General features: G+C 61.3%; 33 protein-coding genes and 1 tRNA gene. 17 read left to right on the forward strand and 17 right to left on the reverse strand.

What is annotated here, in order from left to right; genetic code table 11:
• Positions 1–293: 293 nt before the first annotated feature.
• On the forward strand, positions 294–1028 hold the full coding sequence (locus WH91_RS07825; protein WP_046170433.1) for a cytochrome c biogenesis CcdA family protein: 735 nt from the start codon (positions 294–296) through the stop codon (positions 1026–1028).
• Positions 1029–1129: 101 nt separating this feature from the next.
• Positions 1130–2395: a GNAT family N-acetyltransferase gene (locus WH91_RS07830; RefSeq protein ID WP_046170434.1), complete on the forward strand. Its 1266-nt coding sequence runs from the start codon at positions 1130–1132 to the stop codon at positions 2393–2395.
• On the opposite strand, the gene radC is transcribed toward WH91_RS07830, so the two are convergent.
• Positions 2387–3118 (reverse strand): RadC family protein, encoded by a 732-nt coding sequence (gene radC, locus WH91_RS07835; protein ID WP_082102058.1) that lies wholly within the window; start codon positions 3116–3118, stop codon positions 2387–2389. The two genes, WH91_RS07830 and radC, sit on opposite strands and share 9 nt — an antisense overlap.
• Positions 3118–3951, reverse strand: a complete 834-nt coding sequence (gene map / locus WH91_RS07840) for a type I methionyl aminopeptidase (protein WP_046170435.1) — start codon at positions 3949–3951, stop codon at positions 3118–3120. Before map ends, radC begins: the two co-directional genes overlap by 1 nt.
• Positions 3952–4074: 123 nt before the next feature.
• Between map and WH91_RS07845 the strand changes: the two genes are divergently transcribed.
• Together WH91_RS07845 and gpt are read left to right on the forward strand one after the other, a co-directional pair.
• The gene (locus WH91_RS07845) at positions 4075–4845 is read left to right on the forward strand and encodes a competence/damage-inducible protein A (RefSeq protein WP_046170436.1); all 771 of its coding nucleotides are present in this window, start codon (positions 4075–4077) and stop codon (positions 4843–4845) included.
• 109 nt (positions 4846–4954) lie between these two features.
• Entirely contained in the window at positions 4955–5452 is a 498-nt protein-coding gene (gene gpt / locus WH91_RS07850; RefSeq protein ID WP_046170437.1) for a xanthine phosphoribosyltransferase, read from the forward strand.
• A gap of 147 nt (positions 5453–5599) precedes the next feature.
• On the opposite strand, the gene arsK is transcribed toward gpt, so the two are convergent.
• From arsK to WH91_RS23315, 6 genes are read right to left on the reverse strand one after another with little or no spacing between them, the layout of a single operon-like run.
• On the reverse strand, positions 5600–6838 hold the full coding sequence (gene arsK, locus WH91_RS07855; RefSeq protein WP_046170438.1) for an arsenite efflux MFS transporter ArsK: 1239 nt from the start codon (positions 6836–6838) through the stop codon (positions 5600–5602).
• A gap of 6 nt (positions 6839–6844) precedes the next feature.
• Complete coding sequence (arsH, locus tag WH91_RS07860; protein WP_046170439.1) at positions 6845–7552, reverse strand: arsenical resistance protein ArsH; 708 nt, start codon at positions 7550–7552, stop codon at positions 6845–6847.
• Positions 7545–7967: an arsenate reductase (glutaredoxin) gene (arsC, locus tag WH91_RS07865; RefSeq protein WP_046170440.1), complete on the reverse strand. Its 423-nt coding sequence runs from the start codon at positions 7965–7967 to the stop codon at positions 7545–7547. Before arsC ends, arsH begins: the two co-directional genes overlap by 8 nt.
• Entirely contained in the window at positions 7964–8659 is a 696-nt protein-coding gene (locus WH91_RS07870; RefSeq protein ID WP_046170441.1) for an aquaporin, read from the reverse strand. The genes arsC and WH91_RS07870 overlap by 4 nt, the downstream gene beginning before the upstream one ends.
• On the reverse strand, positions 8659–9186 hold the full coding sequence (locus WH91_RS07875; RefSeq protein ID WP_046170442.1) for an arsenate reductase ArsC: 528 nt from the start codon (positions 9184–9186) through the stop codon (positions 8659–8661). Before WH91_RS07875 ends, WH91_RS07870 begins: the two co-directional genes overlap by 1 nt.
• Positions 9179–9535, reverse strand: a complete 357-nt coding sequence (locus WH91_RS23315; protein WP_074797443.1) for an ArsR/SmtB family transcription factor — start codon at positions 9533–9535, stop codon at positions 9179–9181. Before WH91_RS23315 ends, WH91_RS07875 begins: the two co-directional genes overlap by 8 nt.
• 560 nt (positions 9536–10095) lie before the next feature.
• On the opposite strand from WH91_RS23315, the gene WH91_RS07885 reads away from it, so the two are divergent.
• The 3 genes from WH91_RS07885 (at position 10096) to WH91_RS07895 (ending at position 10864) form a co-directional block, all read left to right on the forward strand.
• Positions 10096–10180, forward strand: a tRNA-Leu gene (locus WH91_RS07885).
• 16 nt (positions 10181–10196) lie between these two features.
• Entirely contained in the window at positions 10197–10577 is a 381-nt protein-coding gene (locus tag WH91_RS07890) for a RidA family protein (protein ID WP_046170444.1), read from the forward strand.
• Positions 10577–10864 carry an ASCH domain-containing protein gene (locus tag WH91_RS07895; RefSeq protein WP_052952672.1) on the forward strand — a complete coding sequence of 96 codons (288 nt, stop codon included), beginning with the start codon at positions 10577–10579 and terminating at the stop codon, positions 10862–10864. Before WH91_RS07890 ends, WH91_RS07895 begins: the two co-directional genes overlap by 1 nt.
• Here WH91_RS07895 and WH91_RS07900 read toward each other — a convergent pair.
• Positions 10861–11520, reverse strand: a complete 660-nt coding sequence (locus WH91_RS07900; RefSeq protein ID WP_199533506.1) for an RluA family pseudouridine synthase — start codon at positions 11518–11520, stop codon at positions 10861–10863. The genes WH91_RS07895 and WH91_RS07900 overlap by 4 nt on opposite strands.
• 161 nt (positions 11521–11681) lie before the next feature.
• On the opposite strand from WH91_RS07900, the gene WH91_RS07905 reads away from it, so the two are divergent.
• From WH91_RS07905 to WH91_RS07925, 5 genes are all read left to right on the forward strand, one after another.
• Positions 11682–11864, forward strand: a complete 183-nt coding sequence (locus WH91_RS07905; RefSeq protein WP_046170445.1) for a CsbD family protein — start codon at positions 11682–11684, stop codon at positions 11862–11864.
• A 142-nt stretch (positions 11865–12006) separates the two neighbouring features.
• Positions 12007–12891, forward strand: coding sequence for a CHAD domain-containing protein (locus tag WH91_RS07910; protein WP_046170446.1), 885 nt, complete (start codon positions 12007–12009; stop codon positions 12889–12891).
• 1 nt (position 12892) lies between these two features.
• Complete coding sequence (locus WH91_RS07915) at positions 12893–13360, forward strand: CYTH domain-containing protein (protein ID WP_046170447.1); 468 nt, start codon at positions 12893–12895, stop codon at positions 13358–13360.
• Positions 13361–13451: 91 nt separating this feature from the next.
• Complete coding sequence (locus WH91_RS07920; RefSeq protein ID WP_046170448.1) at positions 13452–13646, forward strand: hypothetical protein; 195 nt, start codon at positions 13452–13454, stop codon at positions 13644–13646.
• 56 nt (positions 13647–13702) lie between these two features.
• Positions 13703–14278: a winged helix-turn-helix domain-containing protein gene (locus WH91_RS07925; RefSeq protein WP_046170479.1), complete on the forward strand. Its 576-nt coding sequence runs from the start codon at positions 13703–13705 to the stop codon at positions 14276–14278.
• Here the strand turns inward: WH91_RS07925 and WH91_RS07930 are convergent.
• Positions 14262–14804 carry a gluconokinase gene (locus WH91_RS07930; protein ID WP_046170449.1) on the reverse strand — a complete coding sequence of 181 codons (543 nt, stop codon included), beginning with the start codon at positions 14802–14804 and terminating at the stop codon, positions 14262–14264. The genes WH91_RS07925 and WH91_RS07930 overlap by 17 nt on opposite strands.
• Positions 14805–14813: 9 nt before the next feature.
• The gene (locus WH91_RS07935) at positions 14814–15584 is read right to left on the reverse strand and encodes a glucose 1-dehydrogenase (RefSeq protein WP_046170450.1); all 771 of its coding nucleotides are present in this window, start codon (positions 15582–15584) and stop codon (positions 14814–14816) included.
• Positions 15585–15781: 197 nt separating this feature from the next.
• On the opposite strand from WH91_RS07935, the gene gndA reads away from it, so the two are divergent.
• Positions 15782–17200: an NADP-dependent phosphogluconate dehydrogenase gene (gndA, locus tag WH91_RS07940; RefSeq protein WP_046170451.1), complete on the forward strand. Its 1419-nt coding sequence runs from the start codon at positions 15782–15784 to the stop codon at positions 17198–17200.
• 55 nt (positions 17201–17255) lie between these two features.
• Here the strand turns inward: gndA and WH91_RS07945 are convergent, their stop codons facing one another.
• The 4 genes from WH91_RS07945 to WH91_RS07960 form a co-directional block, all read right to left on the reverse strand.
• A complete protein-coding gene (locus tag WH91_RS07945; RefSeq protein WP_046170452.1) occupies positions 17256–17750 on the reverse strand; it encodes a GNAT family N-acetyltransferase in 495 nt (164 codons plus the stop codon).
• Positions 17719–19053, reverse strand: a complete 1335-nt coding sequence (locus WH91_RS07950; protein ID WP_052952674.1) for a TCR/Tet family MFS transporter — start codon at positions 19051–19053, stop codon at positions 17719–17721. Before WH91_RS07950 ends, WH91_RS07945 begins: the two co-directional genes overlap by 32 nt.
• 115 nt (positions 19054–19168) lie before the next feature.
• Positions 19169–20365 carry an FAD-dependent monooxygenase gene (locus WH91_RS07955; protein WP_046170453.1) on the reverse strand — a complete coding sequence of 399 codons (1197 nt, stop codon included), beginning with the start codon at positions 20363–20365 and terminating at the stop codon, positions 19169–19171.
• Between the two features lie 9 nt (positions 20366–20374).
• The gene (locus tag WH91_RS07960) at positions 20375–20614 is read right to left on the reverse strand and encodes a zinc-finger domain-containing protein (protein ID WP_046170481.1); all 240 of its coding nucleotides are present in this window, start codon (positions 20612–20614) and stop codon (positions 20375–20377) included.
• A 110-nt stretch (positions 20615–20724) separates the two neighbouring features.
• Between WH91_RS07960 and WH91_RS07965 the strand changes: the two genes are divergently transcribed.
• From WH91_RS07965 to WH91_RS07975, 3 genes are all read left to right on the forward strand, one after another.
• Positions 20725–21522, forward strand: coding sequence for an alpha/beta fold hydrolase (locus WH91_RS07965; protein WP_143078097.1), 798 nt, complete (start codon positions 20725–20727; stop codon positions 21520–21522).
• A 94-nt stretch (positions 21523–21616) separates the two neighbouring features.
• A complete protein-coding gene (gene cysE, locus WH91_RS07970; protein ID WP_074797445.1) occupies positions 21617–22453 on the forward strand; it encodes a serine O-acetyltransferase in 837 nt (278 codons plus the stop codon).
• Between the two features lie 257 nt (positions 22454–22710).
• Positions 22711–22929 (forward strand): DUF3126 family protein, encoded by a 219-nt coding sequence (locus tag WH91_RS07975; RefSeq protein WP_046170455.1) that lies wholly within the window; start codon positions 22711–22713, stop codon positions 22927–22929.
• A gap of 285 nt (positions 22930–23214) precedes the next feature.
• Here WH91_RS07975 and WH91_RS07980 read toward each other — a convergent pair whose 3' ends face one another.
• Positions 23215–23808: a hypothetical protein gene (locus WH91_RS07980; protein ID WP_074797447.1), complete on the reverse strand. Its 594-nt coding sequence runs from the start codon at positions 23806–23808 to the stop codon at positions 23215–23217.
• Between the two features lie 196 nt (positions 23809–24004).
• On the opposite strand from WH91_RS07980, the gene WH91_RS07985 reads away from it, so the two are divergent.
• Positions 24005–24325 carry a DUF6949 family protein gene (locus WH91_RS07985; RefSeq protein ID WP_046170457.1) on the forward strand — a complete coding sequence of 107 codons (321 nt, stop codon included), beginning with the start codon at positions 24005–24007 and terminating at the stop codon, positions 24323–24325.
• Between the two features lie 12 nt (positions 24326–24337).
• On the opposite strand, the gene WH91_RS23320 is transcribed toward WH91_RS07985, so the two are convergent.
• Positions 24338–24507: IS5/IS1182 family transposase (locus WH91_RS23320; protein WP_046170458.1), on the reverse strand; the 170-nt coding region annotated here is incomplete at its 5' end.

Here is a 24507-nt window from a genome sequence, read left to right on the forward strand (position 1 = left end):
CCAATCTACGCCATGATTCTGTAATAAATAGAGTATTTTGGCAACACATGCTGCGACACGTCAGTATAAGTATTTATACTATATCTGATGTTGAACTATTATCGCATGATTTATTGGAGAATTTTCTTTGTGTAAGTATTTCAGCGATTAGTATTTCGGATGGGCAGCTGCGTCTCTTTGGCCTGCTGCCAAGTTGCGGCCTGGCCCGGTTCACAAACCGGCGATGCGACATGGGGCGCATTGCTTTGCCGCCGCGAGACGCTAGAACACCGGCAACAAGGAGCGTCAGCCTCGTGGAATTCTCTCTGCCATTGGTGTTTGGCGCAGGCGTGCTGAGCTTCCTCAGTCCCTGCGTGTTGCCGCTGGTGCCGCCGTATCTCACCTATATGAGCGGGGCGAGTTTTGACCAGTTGCGCGCCGATGACAAAGGCGCCGCAGCGCTGCAACGCCGGGTCGCGCTGACCTCGCTGTTCTTCATCGCCGGCTTTTCCGTGGTCTTCATCACGCTGGGCGCGACGGCGACGGCGTTTGGCCAGGTGTTTCGGCAAGCGCTGCCGATACTGACCCCGATTGCCGGCATCATGATCATCGCCATGGGCCTGCATTTCATCGGCGTCTATCGCATCGGACTGCTCGACCGGCAGATGCGCCATCAGGGACCGGGCGCGGCCAGCGGGCCGCTCGGCGGCTTCCTGCTTGGCCTGGCGTTTGCCATCGGCTGGACGCCCTGCATCGGGCCGGTCCTGGCGGCGGTGCTTTCGGTGGCGGCCAGTCGAGACACGGCATGGGAAGGCGCGGGCCTGCTCGGCATTTATTCGCTTGGCCTTGGCGTACCATTTTTCCTGGCCGGCATAGCCATCGGCCCGTTCCTCGCCTTCTTCCAGGGCTTCAAAAGACACCTGCACACGGTCGAGCGCGTCATGGGGGTGTTGTTGGTGGTGACTGGCGTGCTTTTTCTCACAGGTAACTTCACCCGGCTATCCTACTGGTTTCTGGAGACTTTCCCCGTATTGGCGAATTTCGGCTGAGAGTAATGCCCGCTTAACTCTGCACCCAATTTCCCGGAATTCACCGATTTGCAGGGGGGAACTTCAACTCTGATTTACTTAGTGCGGTCACTCTGCCGCCCATGAGTGGGAGCATTCTTCTTCAGTCAGCCGAAATTGCCTTCGAGGCATCCGGCGCCGGCGACACTGCGACAGGGGCGCCGCTGATGCTGCATGGCCAAGTCGACGTGCTGGTCGCCAGCCGGATCGAAGAAGTCGAGGCGATCTGGCGGCAGTTGACGCCACAATCCATCGAGTCCCCGGGGCAGAGCTACGATTTTATCCGGCTTTGGGTCGCCAATCGCAAAATTGCCGGGGCTGACCAGCGCTATGTCGTGGGTCTGGTCGATGGCCAGCCGGTTGCCCTGCTGCCGCTGCAGCGCAAGCGCGTTTATGGGCTGCGGATTTTTACCTGGTTCCCCGGCGCGAATGCGGGCTGTTATGCGCCGGTTGCGGACAACGAACGGCTGGCCGCGCTTGGCCCCGATGGACGTAAGGCGCTGTGGGCCGCGATGACCCGCAAGCTCAGCGGCGCCAATGCGATTTATCTGCGGTCCATTCCGATCGAGGTCGGCGCGCATGCGGGCCTGTTCGACGAACTGGGCGCGCCACTTTCCGTTGAGACGCTGTACCGCTCGCAATATTCGAGCTGGCAGGAATGCGACACGCTGCAGCGCAGCAAGTCCCGGCGCAAGCATGACCGGCAGCAGAGCGATCGGCTGGAGGCCATGGGCGAGGTCACATTCGCCGACCTGCGCAATGGCGACGATACCGATTGCGCCATCGAGACCATGTTCAAGCAGCGCTCGGCGCGGTTCAAGGCGATGGGTATCCGCGATACCTTCGTGCAGGACCGGCTGATCGGTTTCTACCACGATGCGGCCAAGCCCGGCTCCGGCGTTGATGTGCGGCTGCATGTGCTGCGGCTCAATGGCGATATCGTCGCGGTGCGCTATAATATCGTCCACAATGACCGGATGTTCTGCCTGATCTCCTCGATGAGCGATGACCCTGCCATCCAGAACGGCTCTCCCGGCAAGCAATGCCTGCTTCGCGTCATGCAGACAGTGTTCGACGAGGGTACCCGCGTGTTTGACATGGGCAGCGGCTTTACCGACGAGAAGCGGCACTGGTGCAATGTGCAGACGCCGTTGCGCCAGCACTATCTTGGCCTGACGCCGCTCGGCGCGCTGATCGTGCGGTCACACCAAGCCTTCCAGCGCGCTCGTGCTGCCATCAAGGCCAATCCACAGCTGAAGTCTTGGACCCGAAATGCGCGGCAAAGCCTTGATAAGATCAGCGGTGCGCGCCGGCCCGAGACCGACAAGCCGGCCGATTCCTCAAAGTAGCTTGAGGCCGCGCAGCGAGGCGTGGCCCGACTTTCCGATGATGATGTGATCGTGCAGGGTGATGCCCAGCGGCTTGGCTATGTCCGATATTTCCTTGGTCATTCGCACGTCTGCCGACGACGGGGCCGGATCGCCCGACGGATGGTTGTGAACAAGGATCAATGCGGTGGCGGATAGCTCCAGCGTGCGCTTGATCACCTCGCGCGGGTAGACCGGAGTGTGGTCCACCGTGCCGGTCTGCTGCACCTCATCGGCAATCAGGCGGTTTTTCTTGTCGAGAAACAGAATGCGGAACTGCTCGATGCTCTCGAACGCCATCTGGCTGCGGCAATAATCGATGAGCTGGGTCCACGAAGCCAGGATCGGCTGTTCACTGTCGATCCGGTCGCGACCGAAGCGGGCCGCCACGGCCTGGATCACCTTGAGATGGGCAATCGTGGTGTCGCTCAGCCCTTTGATTTTGACCAGCCGGGCTTGGCTGGCGTTGAATACGCCCGAGAATGAGCCAAATTCGCGCATCAGGGTTTTCGCCAGTGCCTTGGTGTCGCGGCGCGGGATCACCAGCTGCAATGCGAGCTCGAGCAGCTCATAGTCCTCCAGCGCATCGCCGCCCACCTTCAGGAAGCGTTCGCGCACCCGCTTGCGGTGGCCGGCATGATCGTCGGGTTCGGCGATGCTGGAGAGAAAGGGCGCCTCGGCGAGTTCATCGGGGCGGTCGTTCATCAGGCGGTCCGCGCTGCCATGGGATTGAACAAGCCGCCCGGCGACAGCGTGAAAATTTCGCATCCGGTCTCGGTAATGCCGATCGAGTGCTCGCATTGCGACGACAACGTGCGGTCGCGGGTGACCGCGGTCCAGCCGTCGGACAGGATTTTCACATCGGCGCGGCCCAGGTTGATCATCGGCTCGATGGTGAAAATCATGCCGGGCTTGAGCGGCACACCGCTGCCGGCGCGGCCGAAATGCAGGATATTGGGCTCATCATGGAACAGCTGGCCCACGCCATGGCCGACGAAATCGCGCACCACGCTCATCCGCTCGCCCTCGGCAATGGCCTGGATGGCGGCGCCGATGTCGCCGGTGGTATTGCCGGGCTTTGCCGCCGCGATGCCTGCTTCGATGCTGGCATAAGTCACCTCGATCAGCCGCTCCGCCTTGCGGGAAATTTCGCCAACCGGATACATGCGGCTGCTGTCGCCATGCCAGCCGTCGACTACAAAGGTCAGGTCGATATTGACGATGTCGCCATCGCGCAGCGGCCGCTCATCGGGAATGCCGTGGCAGACCACGTGGTTGATCGAGGTGCAGAGCGAATGCCGATAGCCCTTGTAGAAAATCGTCGCCGGGACGCCACCATTGTCCATGCCGAATTCATAGGCGATCTGGTCGAGCTTGGCCGTCGGCACGCCGGGCTCGACGAATTCGGTGAGGATGTCTAGTGCCTGCGCGGTCAGCGCGCCGGCCTTGCGCATGCCCTCGAAGCCTTCGCTGCCGTGCAACGGAATGACGCCAGACCTGCGGTGGGCTTTGGCTGGGGCTTCGACGTAGGTGATCATACAGGACTCCAAGTTGCCTGCAAATTAGTCCCTCGCAGGCGTGATGTGAAGAGCAGCACGCTTGCTTGACGCCGATATCGCCTGGGGGCATTGCTGATGCACAGCAAGCCACGGAAAACACTCATGTCCGCAGACAGTATCACGGCCGCTCTTCTGGTCATCGGCGACGAAATTCTCTCCGGCCGCACCAAGGACGTCAACATTGGCGCCACCGCCGAATTTTGCACCGATCTTGGGATCGACCTCAAGCAAGTGCGCGTGGTGAGCGACGAGACCGACGAAATCGTCGAGGCAATCAACGCCCTGCGCGGCCGTTATACCTATGTTTTCACCACCGGCGGCATCGGCCCGACGCATGACGACATCACGGCCGACGCGGTGGCCAAGGCCTTCGGCGTGGCGCTACCGATCAATGACGAAGCCCGGGCCATGCTGGAAACGCGCTGGAAGCAGACCGGCACCGAGGTCAACGAGGCACGGCTGCGCATGGCGCGGATACCCGAAGGCGCGTCGCTGATCGTCAACTCCGTCAGTGCCGCCCCCGGTTTTCGCATCGGCAATGTCCATGTGATGGCCGGCGTGCCGATCATCATGCGTGCCATGCTCGAGGCAATCCTGCCGACGCTCAGGACCGGCAAGAAGGTCCTTTCGGTCACCGTCAAGGCGGCGGTGGGCGAGGGGACTGTCGGGGGCCCGCTCGGAGCGCTGCAAGAGCTGTATCCCGACGTCAAGATGGGCAGCTACCCGCAGATGGGCAATGACAAGGTGATGACCGAGCTGGTGCTGCGCTCGTCCGATCCGGTGCGGCTCGAAGAGGCGGCAGGCAAGGTCCGCGCCATGGTAGCCGAGGCGCATCAGCGGGCCGGCGTAACGCCGCCCGACGAAGTCTACTGAGTTTGGCAGCACTTGCTGGGCAAAATCGCGCTGGGCGATTGGCGCGGCGGCCGGGGTTTGATAAGCACGGTCCCTTACCGAACGGCAGCTTCGGCGCAGGAGAGATGAATTGACTGATCCCAACCAGAAGTCCTTCCCCGTCACCTGGGACCAGTTCCATCGCGATAGCCGCGCCCTGGCCTGGCGCCTGGCCGGCATGGGCACCTTCGACGCCGTGGTTGCCATCGCCCGCGGTGGTCTCGTGCCCGCCGCCATCGTGGCGCGCGAGCTCAATATCCGCACCGTCGAGACCGTGGCCGTCAAAAGCTACGACCATCAAAACCAGAGCGGCATCCAGGTGCTGAAGCCGATTAGCCAGCAGGTGTTGGACCTCGCCAAGACCGGCAAGAAAATCCTGATCGTCGACGATCTGGTCGACACCGGCTCTACAGCCCGCGTCGTCCGGGAAATGCTCCCCGGCGCACATTTTGCCACGGTTTACGCCAAGCCCAAGGGCCGCGACCTCGTCGACACCTTCATCACCGAAGTCAGCCAGGACACCTGGATATTTTTTCCATGGGATCTGGATGTGGCTTATGTCGCGCCGATCAGTGGTGGGACGGACTGAGACGGCTCCGCCAACCGTCTCAAATCAGCGCTGCATTGCCAGTGCGTTTGCCCTTCCGTCCGGATGTCCGAATGCGGTACTTCCGGAACGGGGTGGGGTGGGAAGCGGTCTGTCCGTTTTCGGATTTGAAGCTCGGATAGCGGACATTCACCCTTGGCGGTGTACTGCGTCTGTTGGTTGGTTTACCGCTGCGACCTTCTGACCGATAGGCCGGCATCGACGCCAGACATCGCCGAACACAGCGACGCACATCAAGCCCGCAACCGCCAGGATCCACAATGATGGCTTTGGACCGATTGCACCCAGTGCAACCGACAGGGCAAACGGTGCCAGTGAAGATAGACCGAGCCGACCCATGCCAATCCAGCCCATCCGCTTTCCGAAGCCGGCCTTGCCAAAGATTGCCAACGGCAGCGTGCCGGACACGATGCTGAACAGCCCGCTTCCCAAGCCGAAGATTATGGCGAACAATATGGCACCGGCGGTCGAGGGCGCTGACAGTGCCAGGGTGCCAAGCGCCAGCGGCATGGTGATGGCCGACACCACCGCCAGCACCGTCGCCGGGAGATCCTGGCCAAAGCCCATGTTGATCAGGCGACTGGCCACTTGGGCCGGCCCGAGCAGCGACGCCACCCAGACGCCGACGGTCCCAAGCCCGAGAACTCCGAGCATGGGTACCATGTGGAACAGTGTCGCTGCCGAAACGAACCCGGCGAGCGAAAACCCGAGCACAATCAGGATAAAGACAAGGTCGCCGTTGTCGACAATCATCGGAGTCTTAGCCGCTACGGTTTCGATCGGACGGGCGGCTACGATCCGGGCGAAGCGGGATAGCCAGAGGTGGAGCGGAAGGCAGACAACGAGATTCAGACCCGCGAACAGCAAGTATACCTGTTGCCAGTCCATCGTCTGCAATAGCCATGTCGTCAGCGGCCAGAAGATCGTTGAGGCGAACCCGGCGATCAGGGTCAGGTAGGTTATGCTGGGCTGCGCCCGGGTACCGGTCGTCTGGGCCAGGAAGGCGAAAGCCGTCGAGTAGAGCACGAAGGCCGATGCCAGTTCGACCAAGACCATGCCCGCCAGGAAAGCTGTCGTGCTGCTGGCCAATCCACACACCGCCAGCGCCGCCGCCGCCCCGATCGAGCCGGCCGACATGACTCGGCCCGCACCCAGCCGATCGGCCAGGCCGCCGGCCCATGGCGATATCAGGCCGCCCGCCAGCAGCGCCAGCGAGATGCATCCATAGATCCATTCCACCGCAACGCCCAAGTCGATGGCTATGCCCGGCGCAAGGATGCTGAAACTGTAGTAGAGGGTGCCGTAACCGATGATCTGGGTCATGCCCAATGCCCAGATGGCACCGGCATTGGAGTGGGTATCGGCCATTGTAACCTAGATCGACTTCAGGCCGACCCGCTCCTCGAGTTTGGCCGCGGCTTCCTTGCGTTCGCTGTAGCGGGAAGTCAGGTAGCCGGACACGCCACGGTTGATCAGCGTGAACTTCACCAGCTCTTCCATGACGTCGACCACTCTATCGTAATAGGATGACGGTCTCATGCCGCCGGCCTCGTCGAACTCCTGAAAAGCCTTGGCGACTGACGACTGGTTCGGGATCGTGACCATCCGCATCCAGCGCCCCAAGATACGCATCTGGTTCACGGCGTTGAACGACTGCGATCCCCCGGACACCTGCATGACAGCAAGCGTGCGACCCTGCGTCGGACGGATGGCACCGCCCGGCAGCGGTATCCAGTCGATCTGGGACTTCAACACCGCCGACATGGCACCGTGTCGTTCCGGGCTGGTCCAGACCTGGCCCTCGGACCACAGCATTGCCTCGCGCAGTTCCTGCACTTTCGGGTGACTGTCGGGCGCATCGTTCGGCAGCGGTAGGCCGTTGGCGTGGAAGACGCGCACCTCCGCGCCGAACGCCTCGAGGAGACGCTGCGCCTCGAAGGTCAGCAGCCGGCTATAGGAGCGCTCCCGTAGCGAGCCGTATAGCATCAGGATGCGCGGCTTGTGTTGCAGGTCCGGAGCGTTCAGCTTCGAAAAATCGGGGATCTCAAGCGCTGACGGCACGACGTTAGGCAAATCAGACAACCCGCTTCCCCTCGGCGTCAACAATGACCTCGCCGTCTTCCTTGGTGAAGGGTCCGATATCGGGGTTTTCAAGAATGTCGAGCACTGCCTCGGACGGGCGACACAGGCGGGTGCCGACCGACGTCTCCACGAACGGCCTGTTCAGCAGGATCGGGTGCGCTTCGATGGCATCGAGCAACGCATCGTCGGTCAGGGACATGTCATCCAGACCGAGTTCGGCATAGGGCGTATCCTTCTGCCTGATCGAATCCCGCAACGACATGCCGGCAGTCGATACCAGCTCGACGATGCGGTCTCGACTGGGTGGCGTCTTCAAGTATTCTATGACGACCGGCTCGACGCCGGATTGCCGGATCATCGCCAGCGTGTTCCGCGAGGTGCCACAGTCGGGGTTATGGTAGATGGTGACGGTCATGTTCGGTCTTCCGGATTGATTGGGAGGTGGCTGCCGGTCGGCACTCGCAGCAGCCAGGACATCAGTGCTAGCGCGATCAATGCACCCGCGACCTGGGCGAGGACAAATCCCGGCAGGTCGACCGGACGGATGCCGGAAAAGCTGTCGGTGAAGGAACGGGCGATCGCCACTGCCGGGTTGGCGAAAGAGGTGGATGCGGTGAACCAGTAAGCCGCGGTGATATAGAGGCCGACCAGCATGGGCACCGCTTTCCGCTCGAAGCGAATTCCGGCCAGAATGATGGCGATTAGGCCGAACGCGGCGATGCTTTCGGACAACCACTGCGCGCCGCCGGTGCGAATATGGGCCGACGCCTGCAAAAGCGGCAGTTCGAACATGGCATGGGCGACGACGACGCCGGCGATGCCGCCGATGACCTGCACCAGCACATAGAGTGCTGCATCCCGTGCCGGGAGCTCGCGACGAAGTACGAAGACCAGGGATACCACGGGATTGAAGTGCGCTCCGGAGACCGGCCCAAGTGTGCTTATGAGAACCACTAGGATGGCACCGGTGGCGATCGTGTTCGCCAGCAGCGCCAACGCCATGTCCGTCGTCAGCGCGTCGGCCATGATGCCCGAGCCGACGACCGTCGCCACCAGAACAGCGGTGCCGATAGCCTCGGCGACCAGTCGGCGCGGCAGGTCGATCATCAGGCTACGTTCGACGACTTGGTGGTGCTTCCGTCCATCGCGCCGATGCCCTCGAGCTTCGAGTTCAACGCCATGCGGTCAATGCTCGCCAGCGGTAGGTTTATGAAGACGCCAATACGGTTGCGGAGGAAGCGGAGCGCATCTTCGAAGGCGGCGCGCTGTTTAAACTCAGGCCCGAAGGCCGCTGCCGGATCGGCGATGCCCCAATGCGCCATCATCGGTCGGCCCGGCCAGATCGGGCACGTCTCGCCGGCAGCGTTGTCACAGACAGTGAAAATGAAATCCATCTTCGGTGCCCCAGATACTGCGAACTCGTCCCAGGCCTTGGAGCGTAGGCCATCGACAGGAATGCCGACTTTTGCCAGCGTTTCCAGTGTCATCGGATGGACCGTACCCTTCGGTGTGGACCCCGCCGAATAAGCATGGAAGCGGCCTTGGCCAACATGGTTGAGGATGGCCTCGCCCAGAATTGAGCGCGCCGAATTGCCTGTGCACAGGAAGAGGACGTCATATACGCGGTCAGACATGGTTCGGTTCCTTCGAACCGCAACACGGGGTGAATTTAGCGACCAGGGGTTCGCACAGTTCCGGCCGGCCACCACAGCAATCCTGGACCAGGAAACTTGTGATCTCCCGCACGCGATTGACCACCGCCCGATAGACGATGGACCGGCTGTGACGTTCGGACTCTATGAGTCCGGCGCGGGTAAGGATGGCGAGATGCGTAGACATGGTGTTTTGCGGTACCTCAAGGCGCCGGGCGATCTCGCCAGCCGCAAGGCCATCTGGCTCCTGCTCCATCAGGAGACGAAACGTATCTAGACGAGTGCTTTGAGACAGGGCAGCAAAAACATCGACGGCTTGAGTTGATTCCATATATCGATTATGATCGATCTATCGAACCGTTGTCAAGTGGTTCTGATCTTCGCTGGGCAAGGACACGTAAGCGGATGGCTGCTTTCACGATTCTGCAAATCGAAGCGTAATGACTGGCATGGGATCGGATCGAGAGCGGTCGCAAGATGGTGGTTTGCATCCTGCGGTGCAAATTTCCAATCCGAAGCTTTCAGGGAATGGGCGGCCCCTCAAAAACTTATCCCCGCCCCAATAATCTCCTGCATACTCTGCCCCATTCGCGCCAGACACGCGGTCCCGACGCAGGGCCGGGCGGGGAGACCGTGGGACGGGGGCGCCTGTCCAGTGGGTTGGAAACTCGGCATGCGCATCTGCAATAATGGTGCCTATGAACCGGAGCCTGCACAAAAGCGGATCGTGACGGGCGGCCTTTGGGCCACCTTAGTTATTTCGTTAGGTCCAATGGCCGCCCGTCACTCGTGTATCCGCGACGCCTCCGGGCCGGGCGGCGTTTTCTGCTGTCCGGTGTTTGCCTAACAGCGTTGGCACAAGTCTGGCGGCATGCTAATCGCCCATGCAGCGCGGGCGTGGTGAAACTGGTAGACACAAGGGCCTTAAAAGCCCTCGCCGCTAGGCGTACGGGTTCGACCCCCGTCGCCCGCACCAAACTTGAAGTGATGTGATGATCGAACGTATCGAGACCGGAATTGCGCCATCGTCGGCGCCTATCAATGACGCCATCCGTGCTGGCCAGCATGTGTGGCTGGTGGCGATTGCCGAAGACCCGATAACTGGCGAAATCGTCGCGGGTGGCATCGAGGCGCAGGCGCGGCGCTGCATGCAGAATATCGAGATTTCGGTCAGGGCTGCCGGCGGCACGCTGGCAAACCTGGTGATGGTGCAGATATTCCTCGTCGATAGCGCCGACGCGCCGGGGATGAACCTGGTCTATCGCGAATTCATCACCCAGCAGCCCTATCCCGTGCGAGCTACCGTAGTGGTCAAGGAACTGCTCGCCAAGGGCCTGCGGATCGAGATCACGGCGCAGGCGGTATTGGACTGATGCTGCTTAAGCTGGCACTGCTGGAGCAGATCAAGGCGGGCCAGGTCGACCTGGTGTTCCGTCGCTGGAGCCGGCCCAGCGTCAAGGCTGGTGGCACGCTCAAGACCAAGGCCGGCCTGCTGTCGATCGGGGCGATCACCGACATGGACCCCGCTGACGTGACCGAGGCCGACGCGCAGCGTGCCGGGTTCAAAGACGTAGCCGATTTTCGCAAATGGCTCGACACGATGAAGCCGGGACATCTGTTCCAGCGCATCGAAGTTGGCTATCTGGGCGACGCTTCCTAGAACGGCGTTGGCGCCACGAAGGTCATGAATTCGTCGGTCGTGGGGTGGGTCAAGCCCAGCTCAGCCGCATGCAATTGCAGGCGATCGTCGGCGGCGAAGGCTTCGGGATCAGCATAAAACGCATCGCCCAGAATCACATGGCCGATAGACATCATGTGAACCCTGAGCTGATGAGTGCGGCCGGTGAGGGGGTGCAGGCGAACGCGAGTGGCATTGGCCTCGCGTTCCAGCACGGTCCATTCGGTCTGCGAGGGGCGACCATTTTCATAATCGACGCGCTGGCGCGGCTTGTTTTCCCAATCGGTGGCCAGCGGCAGATCGACCAGTCCCGTATCGGCATCGATGATGCCGGCGACGCGGGCGATATAAGATTTGGTGGTCTTGCGGTGCTCGAACTGGCTGCCGATGCGGCCATGCGCGCGTTTGTTCAGCGCCAGCACCAGAACGCCCGAGGTGTCCTTGTCGAGGCGATGGCACATGCCGGCGGTGGGCCAATTCTGGCGGGCGCGGTGCTCCACGCAGTCCCACAGCGATGGATCCTTACCCGGCACGCTCAGCAAGCCGCTCTGCTTGTCCACCACGAGGATGTCGTCATCGACATGCAGCACGTTGAGATATGGATCGAGCGGGGGAAAATAATTTACGAGAGTGGGCATGGGACCAAGCATGGGCGCCATTTACCAGACGGCGAGCGGTTTGACCAATAGCTCGGCGACCTGTGGCCAGAAAATGGAAACACCGGAATGTCAGTGATTTAACGGAACGGCGGCGAGCTTTGACCGTTGTGTAAACAGTACAAACTCTACAGGAGGCTATCATGCACAAAGATGAAGTTGACGGCTTTGGCAAGCAGATCAAGGGCGCCGTAAAAGACGCTGCAGGCGGCCTGACCGGCAACGACAGGCTGCAGGCTGAAGGCAAGCTCGACAAGGCGACCGGCAAGGTCCAGCAGAAGTTCGGCGAGGCAAAAGATGCCACTCGCGATGGGCTGAAGAAGTAAGCCAGACACTGATTCTAGAAGGGCCGTCCATTTGGGCGGCCCTTTCGTTAGTGCTGGCAGCGGGGACGCGAATGCAGTCCTGGTCTGGATTGTGACGTTCGGGGGCCTTAGGGTCCCCGCAAGGTGACATTCGGGTGTAGCGATGAGTTTCGCGTTCAAGACAAAGAACCACGTGCTGCGACAAGTGCGATCGATCGCTGCTGAGCAGGTGGAAAAGGCCATTGCTGCTACGGCCGAGCCCCCGCAGGATTTCGACGCAACGGTCCATCAGTTGCGGCGGCGCTGCAAAAAGCTGCGCGGCACGCTGTGTATGGTGGAGCCGCATTTCAAGAGCTTTGCGGATGAGAATGCCGCCGTTCGGGACGCTGCCAATTGGCTTGGCGGCGTGAGAGACGCGCGTGTAATGGTTGAGACCCTTGATGCGCTGGTCGCCGACAAGTCGGGCCATGCAGCTGCGGTGCAAGCCATCGCGGCGCGGCAGTTGCTAGTGGCCCGGGTGGATCAGCTGACGCAGGACAGCGATCAGGCGACGACGTTGAAGCAGTTTGCCAGCATGTTCAGCGAAATCGCCTCACGGGTCGAGCGTTGGGAGTTCACGGGCCGCGGCTTCGAGGTGATCGGGGATGGGCTGGAGCAGACCTTTCGGCAGTTTTGCAAACGGGCGGCACAGGCGGAAAAGCTTGAGACGGCCGAGGCGCTGCATGAGTGGCGCAAGCAGGCCAAGTATCATGGTCACCATGTGTCGCTGCTAAGCGAGACGGCTCCGGATCTGCTGCAGCCGCGCGGCAAGCTAGTGGATCGGTTGGGCGACGAATTGGGGGACCATCACAATCTGGCGGTGCTGCAAGAGACGCTGGAGCAGAGCGGTTTGGATGACATCGAGGCTATCTTTGTGGCGATCACGGCAAAACAGCATGAACTGGCCCAATCGGCCTTTGTGCTGGGCAGGCAACTGGCGGCTGAAAAGCCGGCCGCCCTGCAGCAGCGCTTCGCTGGCTATTGGCATCTGCTGCCCGAGGGGAACTGACTTGGCACAGGAAATCGAGCGCAAATTTCTGGTCACCGGCGACGGCTGGAAGGCGTTGGCCGAAAGCAGCAGCCTGCTGCGGCAGGGCTATCTGTCGTCTAACGCCAAGGCGACCGTGCGGGTGCGCAGTTGGGACGATGAGCGGGCGGCGCTGACGCTTAAGGGTAGGGCCAGTGGCATGACCCGGGCGGAATATGAGTACGATATTCCGATGGGTGATGCGCGCGAGATGCTCGACATGGCGCAACCGCATGTGTTGGAAAAACGCCGGCATCTGGTGACATTTGGCGGGCTGACCTGGGAGGTGGACGTGTTCGAGGGGCGCCATGAAGGACTGGTAATCGCCGAGGTCGAGCTGACATCGGAACAGCAGGCGGTCGAACTGCCGGCGTGGGTCGGCACCGAGGTCACCGACGACGACCGCTACTACAACGCCAGCCTGTCGCGCACAAATGGGGTACCCGATTAAGATATTGACGGGGTAAGCGGGCGACAAAACCGCCCGCCCCGAGTGACAGCACCTCACTCGGCGGCTATGGCTGGCGATATGACTATTGCTCATGTTTCGACTCGCAGCGCCAATCCTGATGACCGAGGCTGTGGCGCGGGCGCCCGTATCTCTTCTGGCCGGCTATGAGTATACCGGCATAATCTGGGCTTTTTTGTTCGACGTAGTGCTGCGGGGCGTTGTGCTTGATGCATGGTCGGTGGCAGGCGCGCTGGTTATTGTCGCTGCGGCAGTTTTGGCGGCCTAAGGGCAGGGGCGGTTTTCGCGCAAGCCGGCATTAAAAATTGAAACGGAACTATGACCATGTTGATCAATGCAGACGACTTCGAGGCCGTCGCCTCCGGACGGTTCGATACGGCGTTTCGCCGGTGGGTCCGACCGGCGGCCAAAGCCGGCGGAACGCTGACCACCGCCGCCGGTGTACTGGCGATCGATGCCGTGGATGTCGTGGCGCTGAATGCGGTCACTGCAGAGGATCTCAAGCGGGCAGGCTTTCAGGCGAGAAGCGATCTCGACGCGATGCTGGGCAACCGGGAGGGATCGCTGTATCGCATTCGCCTGCGCTACCTCGGTGAAGATCCACGCGCTGCGTTGCGTGAAAACGCCGTTCTTTCAGAGGCTGAAGCTGATACCATTGCCCAGACGCTGGCCCGTATGGACGGGACAACACCTTGGGTACGACGGACGCTTGAGCTGATCGGCAGCCAACCCGGCCACTCGGCGCAGGAGCTTGCCAAGGTACTGGAAGTGGCGCCCGCCAAGGTCAAGAGCAACGTTCGCCGGCTCAAGGCTTTGGGTCTGACGGAGAGCCTTTCAGTTGGCTATCGACTGTCGCCGCGTGGGAAGGCGTGGCTCGACAAGCCTATTGCCAGCGCTTGAAGCTCTTGAGGTGGTCGAGGCTCTTGACCACCGCCACGGTGAGTTTTTCGACGCTGTCGGTCACCGGCAGTATAAGGACATTTTCGATTTCCGGATCGGGCACTTCCAAAGTGGCGAACTGGCTGTTGAGCAGGCTGGTCGGCATGTATTCATGCTGCCGCTTTGCCATGCGAGCAGCGATGACGTCCTTGCTGCCCTGAAGATAGACAAAGAGTATCGGCTCGCCGGCCTTTTGGACCAGGAACTCCCGATAGGCACACTTTAGCGCAGAGCAAGCTCCAACGGCGGCGTCCTTCTTTTCTGCGGCCCCGTGCAGCGCCGTGGCAAGCTTCTCGAGCCAGGGCCAACGGTCCTCGTCAGTCAACGGAATGCCGGCGCGCATCTTTTCGACATTGGCCTCGGGGTGGTAGCCATCACCATCAAGGAAAGCGACGTGCAGGCGGCGCGCGATGGACTGACCGACCGTGGATTTGCCGGATGAGCTGACGCCCATGACGATGATGATGCGGGATGGGGTCAGGGGCATCGGCTGCTCCTAGACCGTCGCGGTGAAGGCGCCGTCGACATAGAGAATGTGCCCGTTCACGAAGCGGGAGGCCTCCGAGGCGAGAAACACTATGGCCCCGCCCAGCTCTTCTGGTTGGCCCCAACGTCCCATCGGCGTGCGGCTCTCGATCCAGGCGTTGAACTTGTCGTCCTTGAGCAGGGCGTCGTTGAGTTCGGTGGCGAAGTAGCCGGGTGCGATACCGTTGACGTTGAGGCCGTGTTTGGCCCAATCGACCGCCATGCCGCGGGTGATATTAGCCACCGCCGCCTTGGTCGCTGCATAGGGCGCGACGGAGGGGCGAGACAGTTCGGAGAGCAGCGAGCAGATATTGACGATCTTGCCGGTGCCGCGTGAAATCATGTGTCGGGCGACGGGCTGGCTGACGTTGAAGACCGAGGTCAGGTTGGTGGCGATGACCTGGTCGAATTTTTCGGGCGGAAAGGCCTCGAGACTGGAGCGGAACTGCATCCCGGCATTGTTGACCAGAATGTCGATCGGGCCGATCTCGTCTTCGATATGGTTCACCGCCTCGTTGATGCTGTCGCGGTTGGTGACGTCGAAGGCGACGGCGTTGACGGTAGCGCCGGTCGCGGCGAGATCATGCGCGGCGGCGCCCAGCGCCACGCCATCGCGAGCGTTGAGCACCACGGCGGCGCCGGCATTTGCGAGGGCGGTTGCCATGGCAAGGCCGAGGCCGCGGCTGGATCCGGTAATCAGGGCACGTTTGCCGGTCAGGTCGAAAAGGTTGGTGGTAGGCAAGGGCGGTCTCCGCTTTGCCCGGACCCTATGCAGCTGAGCCTGCCGAGACAAGACGTTCTGCCATACAAGAGGGTGATTTCGGCCAAAATTTCCCCGAATCCGACTTCCGTATGTTGCCGGTTTGTGGTCAGTTCGCCGCCGCGAGCCATGCGCTACGGGCATGGACAGGACGAAGAAGTTCCCGGAAGGACGTTTGCATGTCGACAGCGGATATTGGCCTGATCGGCCTGGCGGTGATGGGCTCAAATCTGGCCCTGAATATTGCCGAAAAAGGCTACACCATTGCCGTCCACAACCGCACCGCGTCCAAAATCGACGACTTCGTAGTCACTGCCAAGCAGCAGGGTCTCGACGGCAAGGTGATCCCCAAGGCTGACCTGGCCGACTTCATCCTGACCATCAAGCGCCCGCGCTCGATCATCATCATGGTCAAGGCTGGCAAGCCGGTTGATGAAATGATCGAGCAGTTGCTGCCGCATCTGGAGCAGGGCGACGCCATCATCGAATGCGGCAATTCGCTGTTCACCGATACGCAGCGCCGCTTCGACTATCTCAAGCCCAAGGGCATCGGCTATCTCGGCGTCGGTGTTTCCGGCGGTGAAGAAGGCGCGCGCCACGGCCCGTCGATCATGGTCGGCGGTTCCAAGGAACAGTGGCACAATGCCGAGCCTGTGCTGACCGCAATCGCGGCCAAGTTCAACGGCGAGAGCTGCTGCGCCTATCTGGGCGAGGGCGGCGCTGGCCACTTCGTCAAGACCATTCATAACGGCATCGAATATGGCGACATGCAGATGATCGCCGAGGTCTATGGCGTGATGCGCGACGGGCTGGGTATGAACCCGAGCCAGTGCGCCGACGTTTTCAAAGAGTGGAACAAGGGTCCGCTCAATTCCTATCTGGTTGAGATCACCGGTCATGTGCTCGCCGCCGTCGATGGCGAGACCGGCAAGCCGCTGGTCGAACTGATACTCGACAAGGCCGGCCAGAAGGGCACCGGCGTCTGGTCCGCCATCGCTGCACAGCAGATGGGCGTACCGGCTACCGCCATCGAAGGCGCCGTTGCGGCTCGTTCGATCTCATCGCGCAAGGAAGAGCGCGTGGCGGCCGAGGCCATTTATGGCAAGCCGAACCGCGCCAAGACAGACGTGACCCTGGCAGACCTCGAGAAGGCGCTGCTGGCTGGCAAGATCGTCAGCTATGCGCAGGGCTTTGCGGTGATCGCCAAGGCGTCGGAAGAGAACGGTTGGGCATTGCCACTGGCAACCATTGCCAAGATCTGGCGCGCCGGCTGCATTATCCGCTCGCGTTTCCTCGACCAGATGGCCTCGGCCTATGCCAAGGGCGGCAATGTGAACCTGCTGGTGGTGCCGGACTTCGTGACGCTGATGAAGGATAGCCATCCGTCGCTGCGCAAGGTGGTGGCCGCGGCGGCACAGGGCGAATTTCCGATGATCTGCCTGTCGGCTGCGCTGAGCTATTTCGACAGCTACCGCCAGGCCCAGGGCACGGCGAACCTGACCCAGGGCCAGCGCGACTTCTTTGGCGCCCATGGCTTCGAGATCGTCGGCCGCGGCGCAGATTTGCACGGCACCTGGCCGAGCACGCTGGGCAAGTAAAGCCCTCGAGAAGTTGAAAGCCCCGCTTCGGCGGGGCTTTTTTGTTTTCAGGAGTTCAGACTAGCGATCGGAACATCACATAGCTGTCCACATAGCCGTGGGCCGGGTGGTTGAAGGCCCGGGGCAGGGTGCCGATGATGTCGAAGCCGAGGCGCCGCCAAAGGGCGACGGCGCGGGTATTGGTCGAGACGACGTGGTTGAACTGCATGGCGCGAAAACCGCGTTCCCTGGCGCGGACCAGCGAGTGTTCGCACATGGCGCGGGCGATGCCTTTTCCTTGGGCGGCAGGGGCGGTCATGTAGCCGCAATTGGCGACGTGGGCACCGTCGCCTTGCTGGTTTGCCATCAGATAATAGGTGCCGAGGATAATGTCATCCTGCTCGGCTACATAGACCTCGTGCGCTAGGCTGAACCAGTAGGCTTTCAAGCCTGCGGCATCGAGATCATTGGCAACGGCGTAGGTCTCACCAGCCGCCAGGATTGGGGCGACGATGGCTAGAACGGCCGGAACGTCAGCCTCAGCGGCGGGGCGGATTATTGTCTGGGTCATCTTCGATCGGCGCGACGCGCAATTGTCCGGGCTGTGGGGTTTCGGGCACGTGCGGGTGGTTTGCGACGCTGGGCCGGCGACCGAGCTCGAACCGCCAGGCAGCAAAGCCGAAGACGATCAACGAGACGACCACCGCGATGCAGCAGGCGACGAATGGCGCACCTGGGAAGTAATGTTCAGAGTCCGGAGCGCTGGTATAATAAGAAAAAATCTGCGTGGCGGCCAGCGGGCCGATGATTGTCGCCAAAGAACTGGCAGCGTTGACGGCGCCTTGCAATTCGCCTTGGCTGTTATCAGGTACCTGCCGCGATAGCACGCCATTGATGGCGGGAGGGGCGAGGCCGCTCACAGTGCCGACGGCGATGAACAGGTAAAGCTGGTAAACATCGGCTGAGAAGGCAATGCCGGCAAAGGCTGTCGCCGCTGCCAGCAAGCCGAAGATGCCCACTGCTGGCTCCCCGATTCCCTTGGAAAGGGGCGCGGCTAGCACCGCCTGGCTAAAGGCGAAACCGACTCCGAAAGCGCCCAGCGTGCGGCCAATAGAAGAGGAGGTGAAGTTGAATACCTCCACCGTGAAATAGCTGAAAATGGTCGGCAGCGCCTGCGTCGCCAGTTGCAGGAAGAACAGCACCGCGAGCAGCCAGACCACCGCCGGATATTTGCGCAGGGCGGCGACGGCGCCGAAAGGGTTGGCGCGGCGGATGTCGAACTTGCGGCGCGACGTCTTGGGCAGGCTTTCGGGCAGCACCAACAAACCAAACAGGAAATTGGCGAAGGCAAGCGCGGCTGCGGCAAAAAACGGAACGCGGGGCCCCAGCTCGCCGAGTTCGCCGCCGATGACGGGACCGATAATGAAGCCCAGGCCGAACGCGGCGCCGATCAGGCCGAAGCGGTGCGTGCGCTTATGGGGAGGGGTGATATCGGCCATATAGGCGGTGGCGGTGGCCAGCGCGGCTCCGGCGATACCGGCGATGATGCGGCCGATGAACAGGTACCAGACGAAGGGCGCGATCGACATCATCAGGTAGTCGAAGGTGAGGCCGAGCAGGGAGGCTAGGAGGATGGGGCGGCGGCCGTAGCGATCGGACAGGTTGCCCAACACGGGTGAAAAAACGAACTGCATGAAGGCGTAAGCGAAGACCAGGTAGCCACCGATCACGGCCGCGTTGCCGACGCTGTCGCCAGTCAGGTCTTCCAGCAGCTCGGGCAAAACCGGCACGATGATGCCGACACCGATCATATCCAGCAGGATCGTCACCAGAATGCAGGTGAGGGTCAGGCGTGAGCGGGTCGCTGATTGCATACTGGTTTGCGCTAACCTTCTTTGAATCGGCGGGCCTCGGCGTGTCGCGCAGTTGACACAGCCGAGGCTTTTAACGCAAGGCCGAAGGGGCTAGCAAAGTTCCATCGGCGCTGCGTCACTGTGGCTCTTTCGCGCTCGGTGCAGACTGGACTTCGTGGCTGTAAAGCCAGGCCAGGCGGCGCAGATGGCCGCGGCTACCTTGCAGGCGGATGCCTAAGTCGCGGGCCATGTTAAAAGGCCAGCTCATATGGAAAATTCGGCCATTTGCGGCGGAGATACCGGCGACACGGGCGACGCGTTTCTGGCGCGCTTGCTGGTATTTTTCGAAGGCGATTTCGGCGCTGGTTTCGCTAATCAGCAAGGGGGCCAGGACACCAGCATCCTCGATGCCCATGGCTGCGCCCTGGGCCTGGAATGGAACCATCGCGTGGGCGGCGTCGCCCAGAATACCGATGTTTCCGGCGTGCCAATTGGGGGTTCGGACGGTGTAGAGCGGCCAGGGTGTCCAGGTGTTTCCGGCTGCGGTCAGCAGCACGTCGACGCGAGGGCTGGGGCGGAAGGACTTGGGCAATTTTGGTCGATTACCGAGTTTACTGCTGCTCTGTTTCACCTGGGCGAACAGCGCGAGATTGACTTGGCGGCGATGCGGTAGGGGGTAGCAGACAATGTGATAGTTGGGACCGAACAGGACCGAAACCTTATCGAGCGCAATTTGTCCGGCGACTGAATCAAACGGCACAAGTGCCCGCCAGGCCACACGATTTCCGTATTGGGCCGCCGAGCCGTCGAGCAGTTTGACGCGGGTTTGGGAGTGGACGCCATCAGCACCGATGAAGGCCAAGCCGCGGCCAGTGCGGCTCTGGCCGTTGGCTTCGTCGATGGAAACGGTGACGCCGCGGGCATGGGAGACGACGTCCCAACTGCGGACGTCGAACAGGATGTCGATGTTAGCGAAGCGGCGGCAGGCCTTGTAGAGGACGTCGGCCAGGTCGGCCCGGTGCATCACTGCGTAGGGGGCGCCAAAGGCGTGCCGCATGGTGGCGCCTAGCTCCATTGTGACCAATGGCTTGGGCGCGCGGTAGGGGTAGATGTCGATGCCGGCGGGCTCGAGGCTGCGGGCGGTGAGCGCTTCGTCGAGGCCGAGATTGTTCAGTATTTTCCGGGCGTTAGGGCTGATTTGCAAGCCGGCGCCGAATTCGGAAATGGTGGCGCTGCGCTCGAGGACCACCACCGTCGCGCCGAATTTTGCCAAAGCCAAAGCCAGCGTCAGCCCGGAGACTCCGGCGCCGGCGACGTAGAACGTGCCCGTCATGGGCCGAACTCAGGCGGCCTGGAAGATGGCTGATACGGGGTTGGCCGAGCCTTCGGCAAGACGTGAATTGAACATGTAATGCGTTGAACAATAGGGACAAACGATTTCGCTGTCCTTGCCCATGTCGAGATAGATATGGGGGTGGTCAAATGGGGGCAGGGCGCCGACGCACTGAAATTCCTTGGAGCCGACCTCGATCTGGCGAAGCCCCTCGGTGTTATGGAAATGGGGCGTTGTGCCGTGTGCCATGACGATAAACCTGTTTGATTTGGCCGGACCATATGCCAAGGACGGGGCGAAAGAAAGGGTTCACACCCTATTCGCCAAAGGGTCGCATCGGACCGCTTTGGGTTAGCATTATGCTAACGTTGAGGTCGCATTTCAGTAGCAGGATTGCAGCATTGCCCCAGTTTGTCTCCGACGGTTTGAGGCTGGCTTATGAGTCGGCAGGCGAGGGATTGCCGGTGCTTTGCATCCATGGCTTTGCCTCGAGCGGCAAGGTCAACTGGATCGACACCGGCTGGGTCGAGACTCTGACCGGGGCCGGCTATCGCGCCATCACGCTGGACAATCGCGGGCATGGTAATTCCGACAAGCCCTATGACCCCGAGCGCTACTATCCGCATGACATGGCCAATGACGCAGTGGCGCTGCTGGATCATCTGGGAATCGAGCGCGCGGCTATTCTAGGCTATTCCATGGGCGCGCGGATAAGTGCGTTCCTGGCGTTCGAGCATGAAGAACGGGTGGCCTGCGCAATCTTTGGCGGCATGGGGATGAACCTGATCAACGGGCTCAGCGATGGCAATGACATCATCTCGGGATTGCGGGCGCCGTCACTGGCAGAATTGATCCATCCGACGGCGCGGCAGTTCCGGATTTTTGCCGACCATACCGGCGCGGACCGCGAAGCGCTGGCAGCCTGCATGGAAACGTCGCGGCAGCCGATGGCGCGGGCTGACGTGCGGCGGATCAGTGTGCCGGTGCTGGTGGCGGTGGGCGAGGCCGACGAAATGGCGGGTTCGCCCGAGCCGCTGGCCGAGTTGCTGCCGCAGGGGGAGGCCTTCGTCATTCCCAAGCGCGACCATATGCGGGCGACGGGAGACAAGGCTTTCAAGACCGCGGCGCTGCAGTTCTTGGGCAAGACTTTTGCCTGACAACGGAAATCGTGAACCAAATGCCATGTCCGGGCTTTGTTTTGGAGCACCAGATGGCTTATATCGGTATCTATCGATGAAGCGGAGACGCGCCATGGAAGCTAACGCCAAGACAGCAGCGGGAATCAAGACAGTCGATCCCGTATGGGAAGCTGTGCGCGCCGGGGCCAGGCAGATCGTGGCGAACGAGTCGTCGCTGGCCAATATGGCCGTCTCGGCGATTCTCAATCACGACACGTTTGAACTGGCGCTGGCGCATCGCTTGGCGGCGCGCCTCGATCATGACGACGTGTCGGCCGACCTGATCCGCCAGGCTTTTGCCGAGACGCTGCTGGATGCCCCCGAGATAGGCATCAATGCGCGGGTCGATCTGGCGGCAACGCTGGAGCGTGATCCTGCCTGCCACCGGGCTGTCGAGCCGTTGCTGTATTTCAAGGGCTATCAGGCGATCCAGACACATCGCTTTGCCCATGCCATGCTGAAGGCCGGGCGGCGCGACTTTGCGCTGTATCTACAGAGCCGGTCTAGCCAGGTGTTCCAGGTGGACATCAACCCGGCCGTGGTGATCGGCAAGGGCATCATGCTTGATCATGGCACGGGGCTCGTCATCGGCGAGACGGCCGTGGTGGGCGATAATGTTTCGATGCTGCAGAATGTGACGCTGGGCGGTACCGGCAAGTCGGATCAGGACCGCCATCCCAAGATCGGCAATGGCGTGCTGATCGGCGCGGGCGCTAAGGTGTTGGGCAATATCATCATAGGCGAATGCTCGCGCATTGGCGCCGGCTCGGTCGTGCTGAAGGAAGTGCCGCCGCGCGTGACTGTGGCGGGCGTGCCGGCCAAGGTGATTGGCGAGGCGGGCTGTGCCCAGCCGGCGTTGGTTATGGACCAGATGGTGTTGGTGTATGATTTAGCTTCACCGGCTGAGTGAGGATGGGTTCTCGTTAGGGGGTACCCCCACCTAGCCTCCTCCTGATAGAGGGAGGGACAGATCCAGTTCGTTCTTCGATCTTGCCCAATACGCCGCGCGGATTCCTCCCTTTATCAGGGGGAGGTCAGGTGGGGGTACTCCGATGCAGTCGCAACCCGCCCAGAGTGGTTGTCACCGCTAAAATGGCACCGTTTGGGGTTGTGCGCGTTGAGCTTGTGACTAGATTGCCGGCTAACGCAAATCAGCAGGACATTGACATGAAGCAGCCCGAAATCATCAAACTGCAGAAGTTCCTGCAACAGAAATTCGGTAACAAAAACATCGACGTGCGCCCGCGCGTCAAGCTCAACGATTCCGTGGAAGTGTTCATCGGCGATGAGTCGATTGGCCTGATCCACGCGGACGACGAAGATGGCGACAAGTCGTATATCTTCAACATGTCGATCCTGGATATCGATCTCGAAGACATCAGCTAAGGCTGATTTCATTGAACAAGTTGTCCCCGCGAAAGCGGGGATTTTTGTTTGTGGATCGGCTGGAAGAGTCGTCGATAGCACTACGACCTGGCCTCCTCTGATAGCGGGCGGTGTTCATTGGCGAGCCCCTGTGGCTCCCGTCACCCCATCCTCATTCCCTCCCCATTCAGGGGAGGGGGTGCTGGTTCAGTCGCCTGTGTTCATCGTCTCCCTCCCCCTGTGGGGAGGGATTGAGGGTGGGGGTGGTTTGGCCCGGATCAAGATCGAGCCAGTCCCTACCTACAGTCACCAAGCCCCAATCGGCTCCAGCCAGAGTTGGATTTTGGGGTCGATCTGGCGCCACGATTGGAGCAGGGCGACGTCGAAGGTGTAGATGGCGGCGATGCCGCTTGGGAGGTAGGCGGTACGGACGCATTGCGCGGCGGCGCGGCCCGCGACCGGCTGCTGGCATTTGGCCACGAAGGGGTTGGGCGAGAGGGCGTCGTACCAGACGTTTTCGCCGGCATAACCGTCCTGGGGCTGCATTGGCTTGCCGACGAGGCCAGGGACGCCCCGGAGAGTTTCGCCGGCGAACTGGTGCAGATAGACGCGGTCAAGCAAGGTGGCGCTGCTGCGGGCGCGGCTGGGCGGCAGCAGAGTGACGTCCATGGAGACGGCGTGTTGCGCGCCATCGGGCAAAATCATGATGCGGAGGTCGATCTGGTCGGTGAAACCGCCGCGAATCTGCTCGCCATAGCGGAACCATGAGCGTGGAATGGCGAGTTCACGGCCCGAAATGGTCTGAAAAACCGGGTTAGAATCAGCCAGAGTCGGCACCGGAACGCTCTCAGCGCGGCCCAGTTCATCGATGAGATAAGCCGCTCCAACGGCCAGCAGCAAAACGAAAACCGCAATGCAAGCAAGGTTGTAGAGTAGCGATGGCCGAGCCGGGGTGGGCCGCGTCGGCGCTGAATGTGAGCCCATATCCAGCATTAACCAGATTCATCGAGGGGAGGTGACAGCCCATGAGGCAGTCCATATGCTTAATGAAGGGTTAATATCTGCGCGCAGCGTGGCGGACGACGGGGACGGACGCATGACCAAGGAACTTCTACTTGCGGCCTTCCTGATCGGCGTCGGGCTGTGCATCGCGGGGGCCGGCACTCATCTCTATCAGTGGCTCGCACGGCAGCAGGCGATGTTGCGTTATGACGGTAAGACAGTGGTGTCCTCGATGGGCAACCTGGGCATGAGCTTTGTCTGCGGTCCCTACATCATGCTGCAATTGGGCTGGCAGCATGAAGATGACGGCACCCTCTCGATGACCTCCGCACTGTTATCGGCAGTCGTTGCCTTCGGTTGGGCCTTCGTGACCGGCCTGTTGTTCATGGGCGCCTATGTGGCGATCCGGTACTAGGGTCCGGACTCATTACAGCCACCAGATAACGGCTGCGGCGAGGCTGACGGCGCCCATGAAGTTTCGGACATTGCGGTCGAAGCGGGTGGCAATGCGTCGCCAGTCTTTGAAGCGGCAGAACATGCGCTCGATGACGTTGCGCTGCTTGTAGATCGCGCGGTCGTAGTTGTACTGGATCTTGC

Source organism: Devosia psychrophila, from assembly GCF_000971275.1.
Classification (GTDB): domain Bacteria; phylum Pseudomonadota; class Alphaproteobacteria; order Rhizobiales; family Devosiaceae; genus Devosia; species Devosia psychrophila.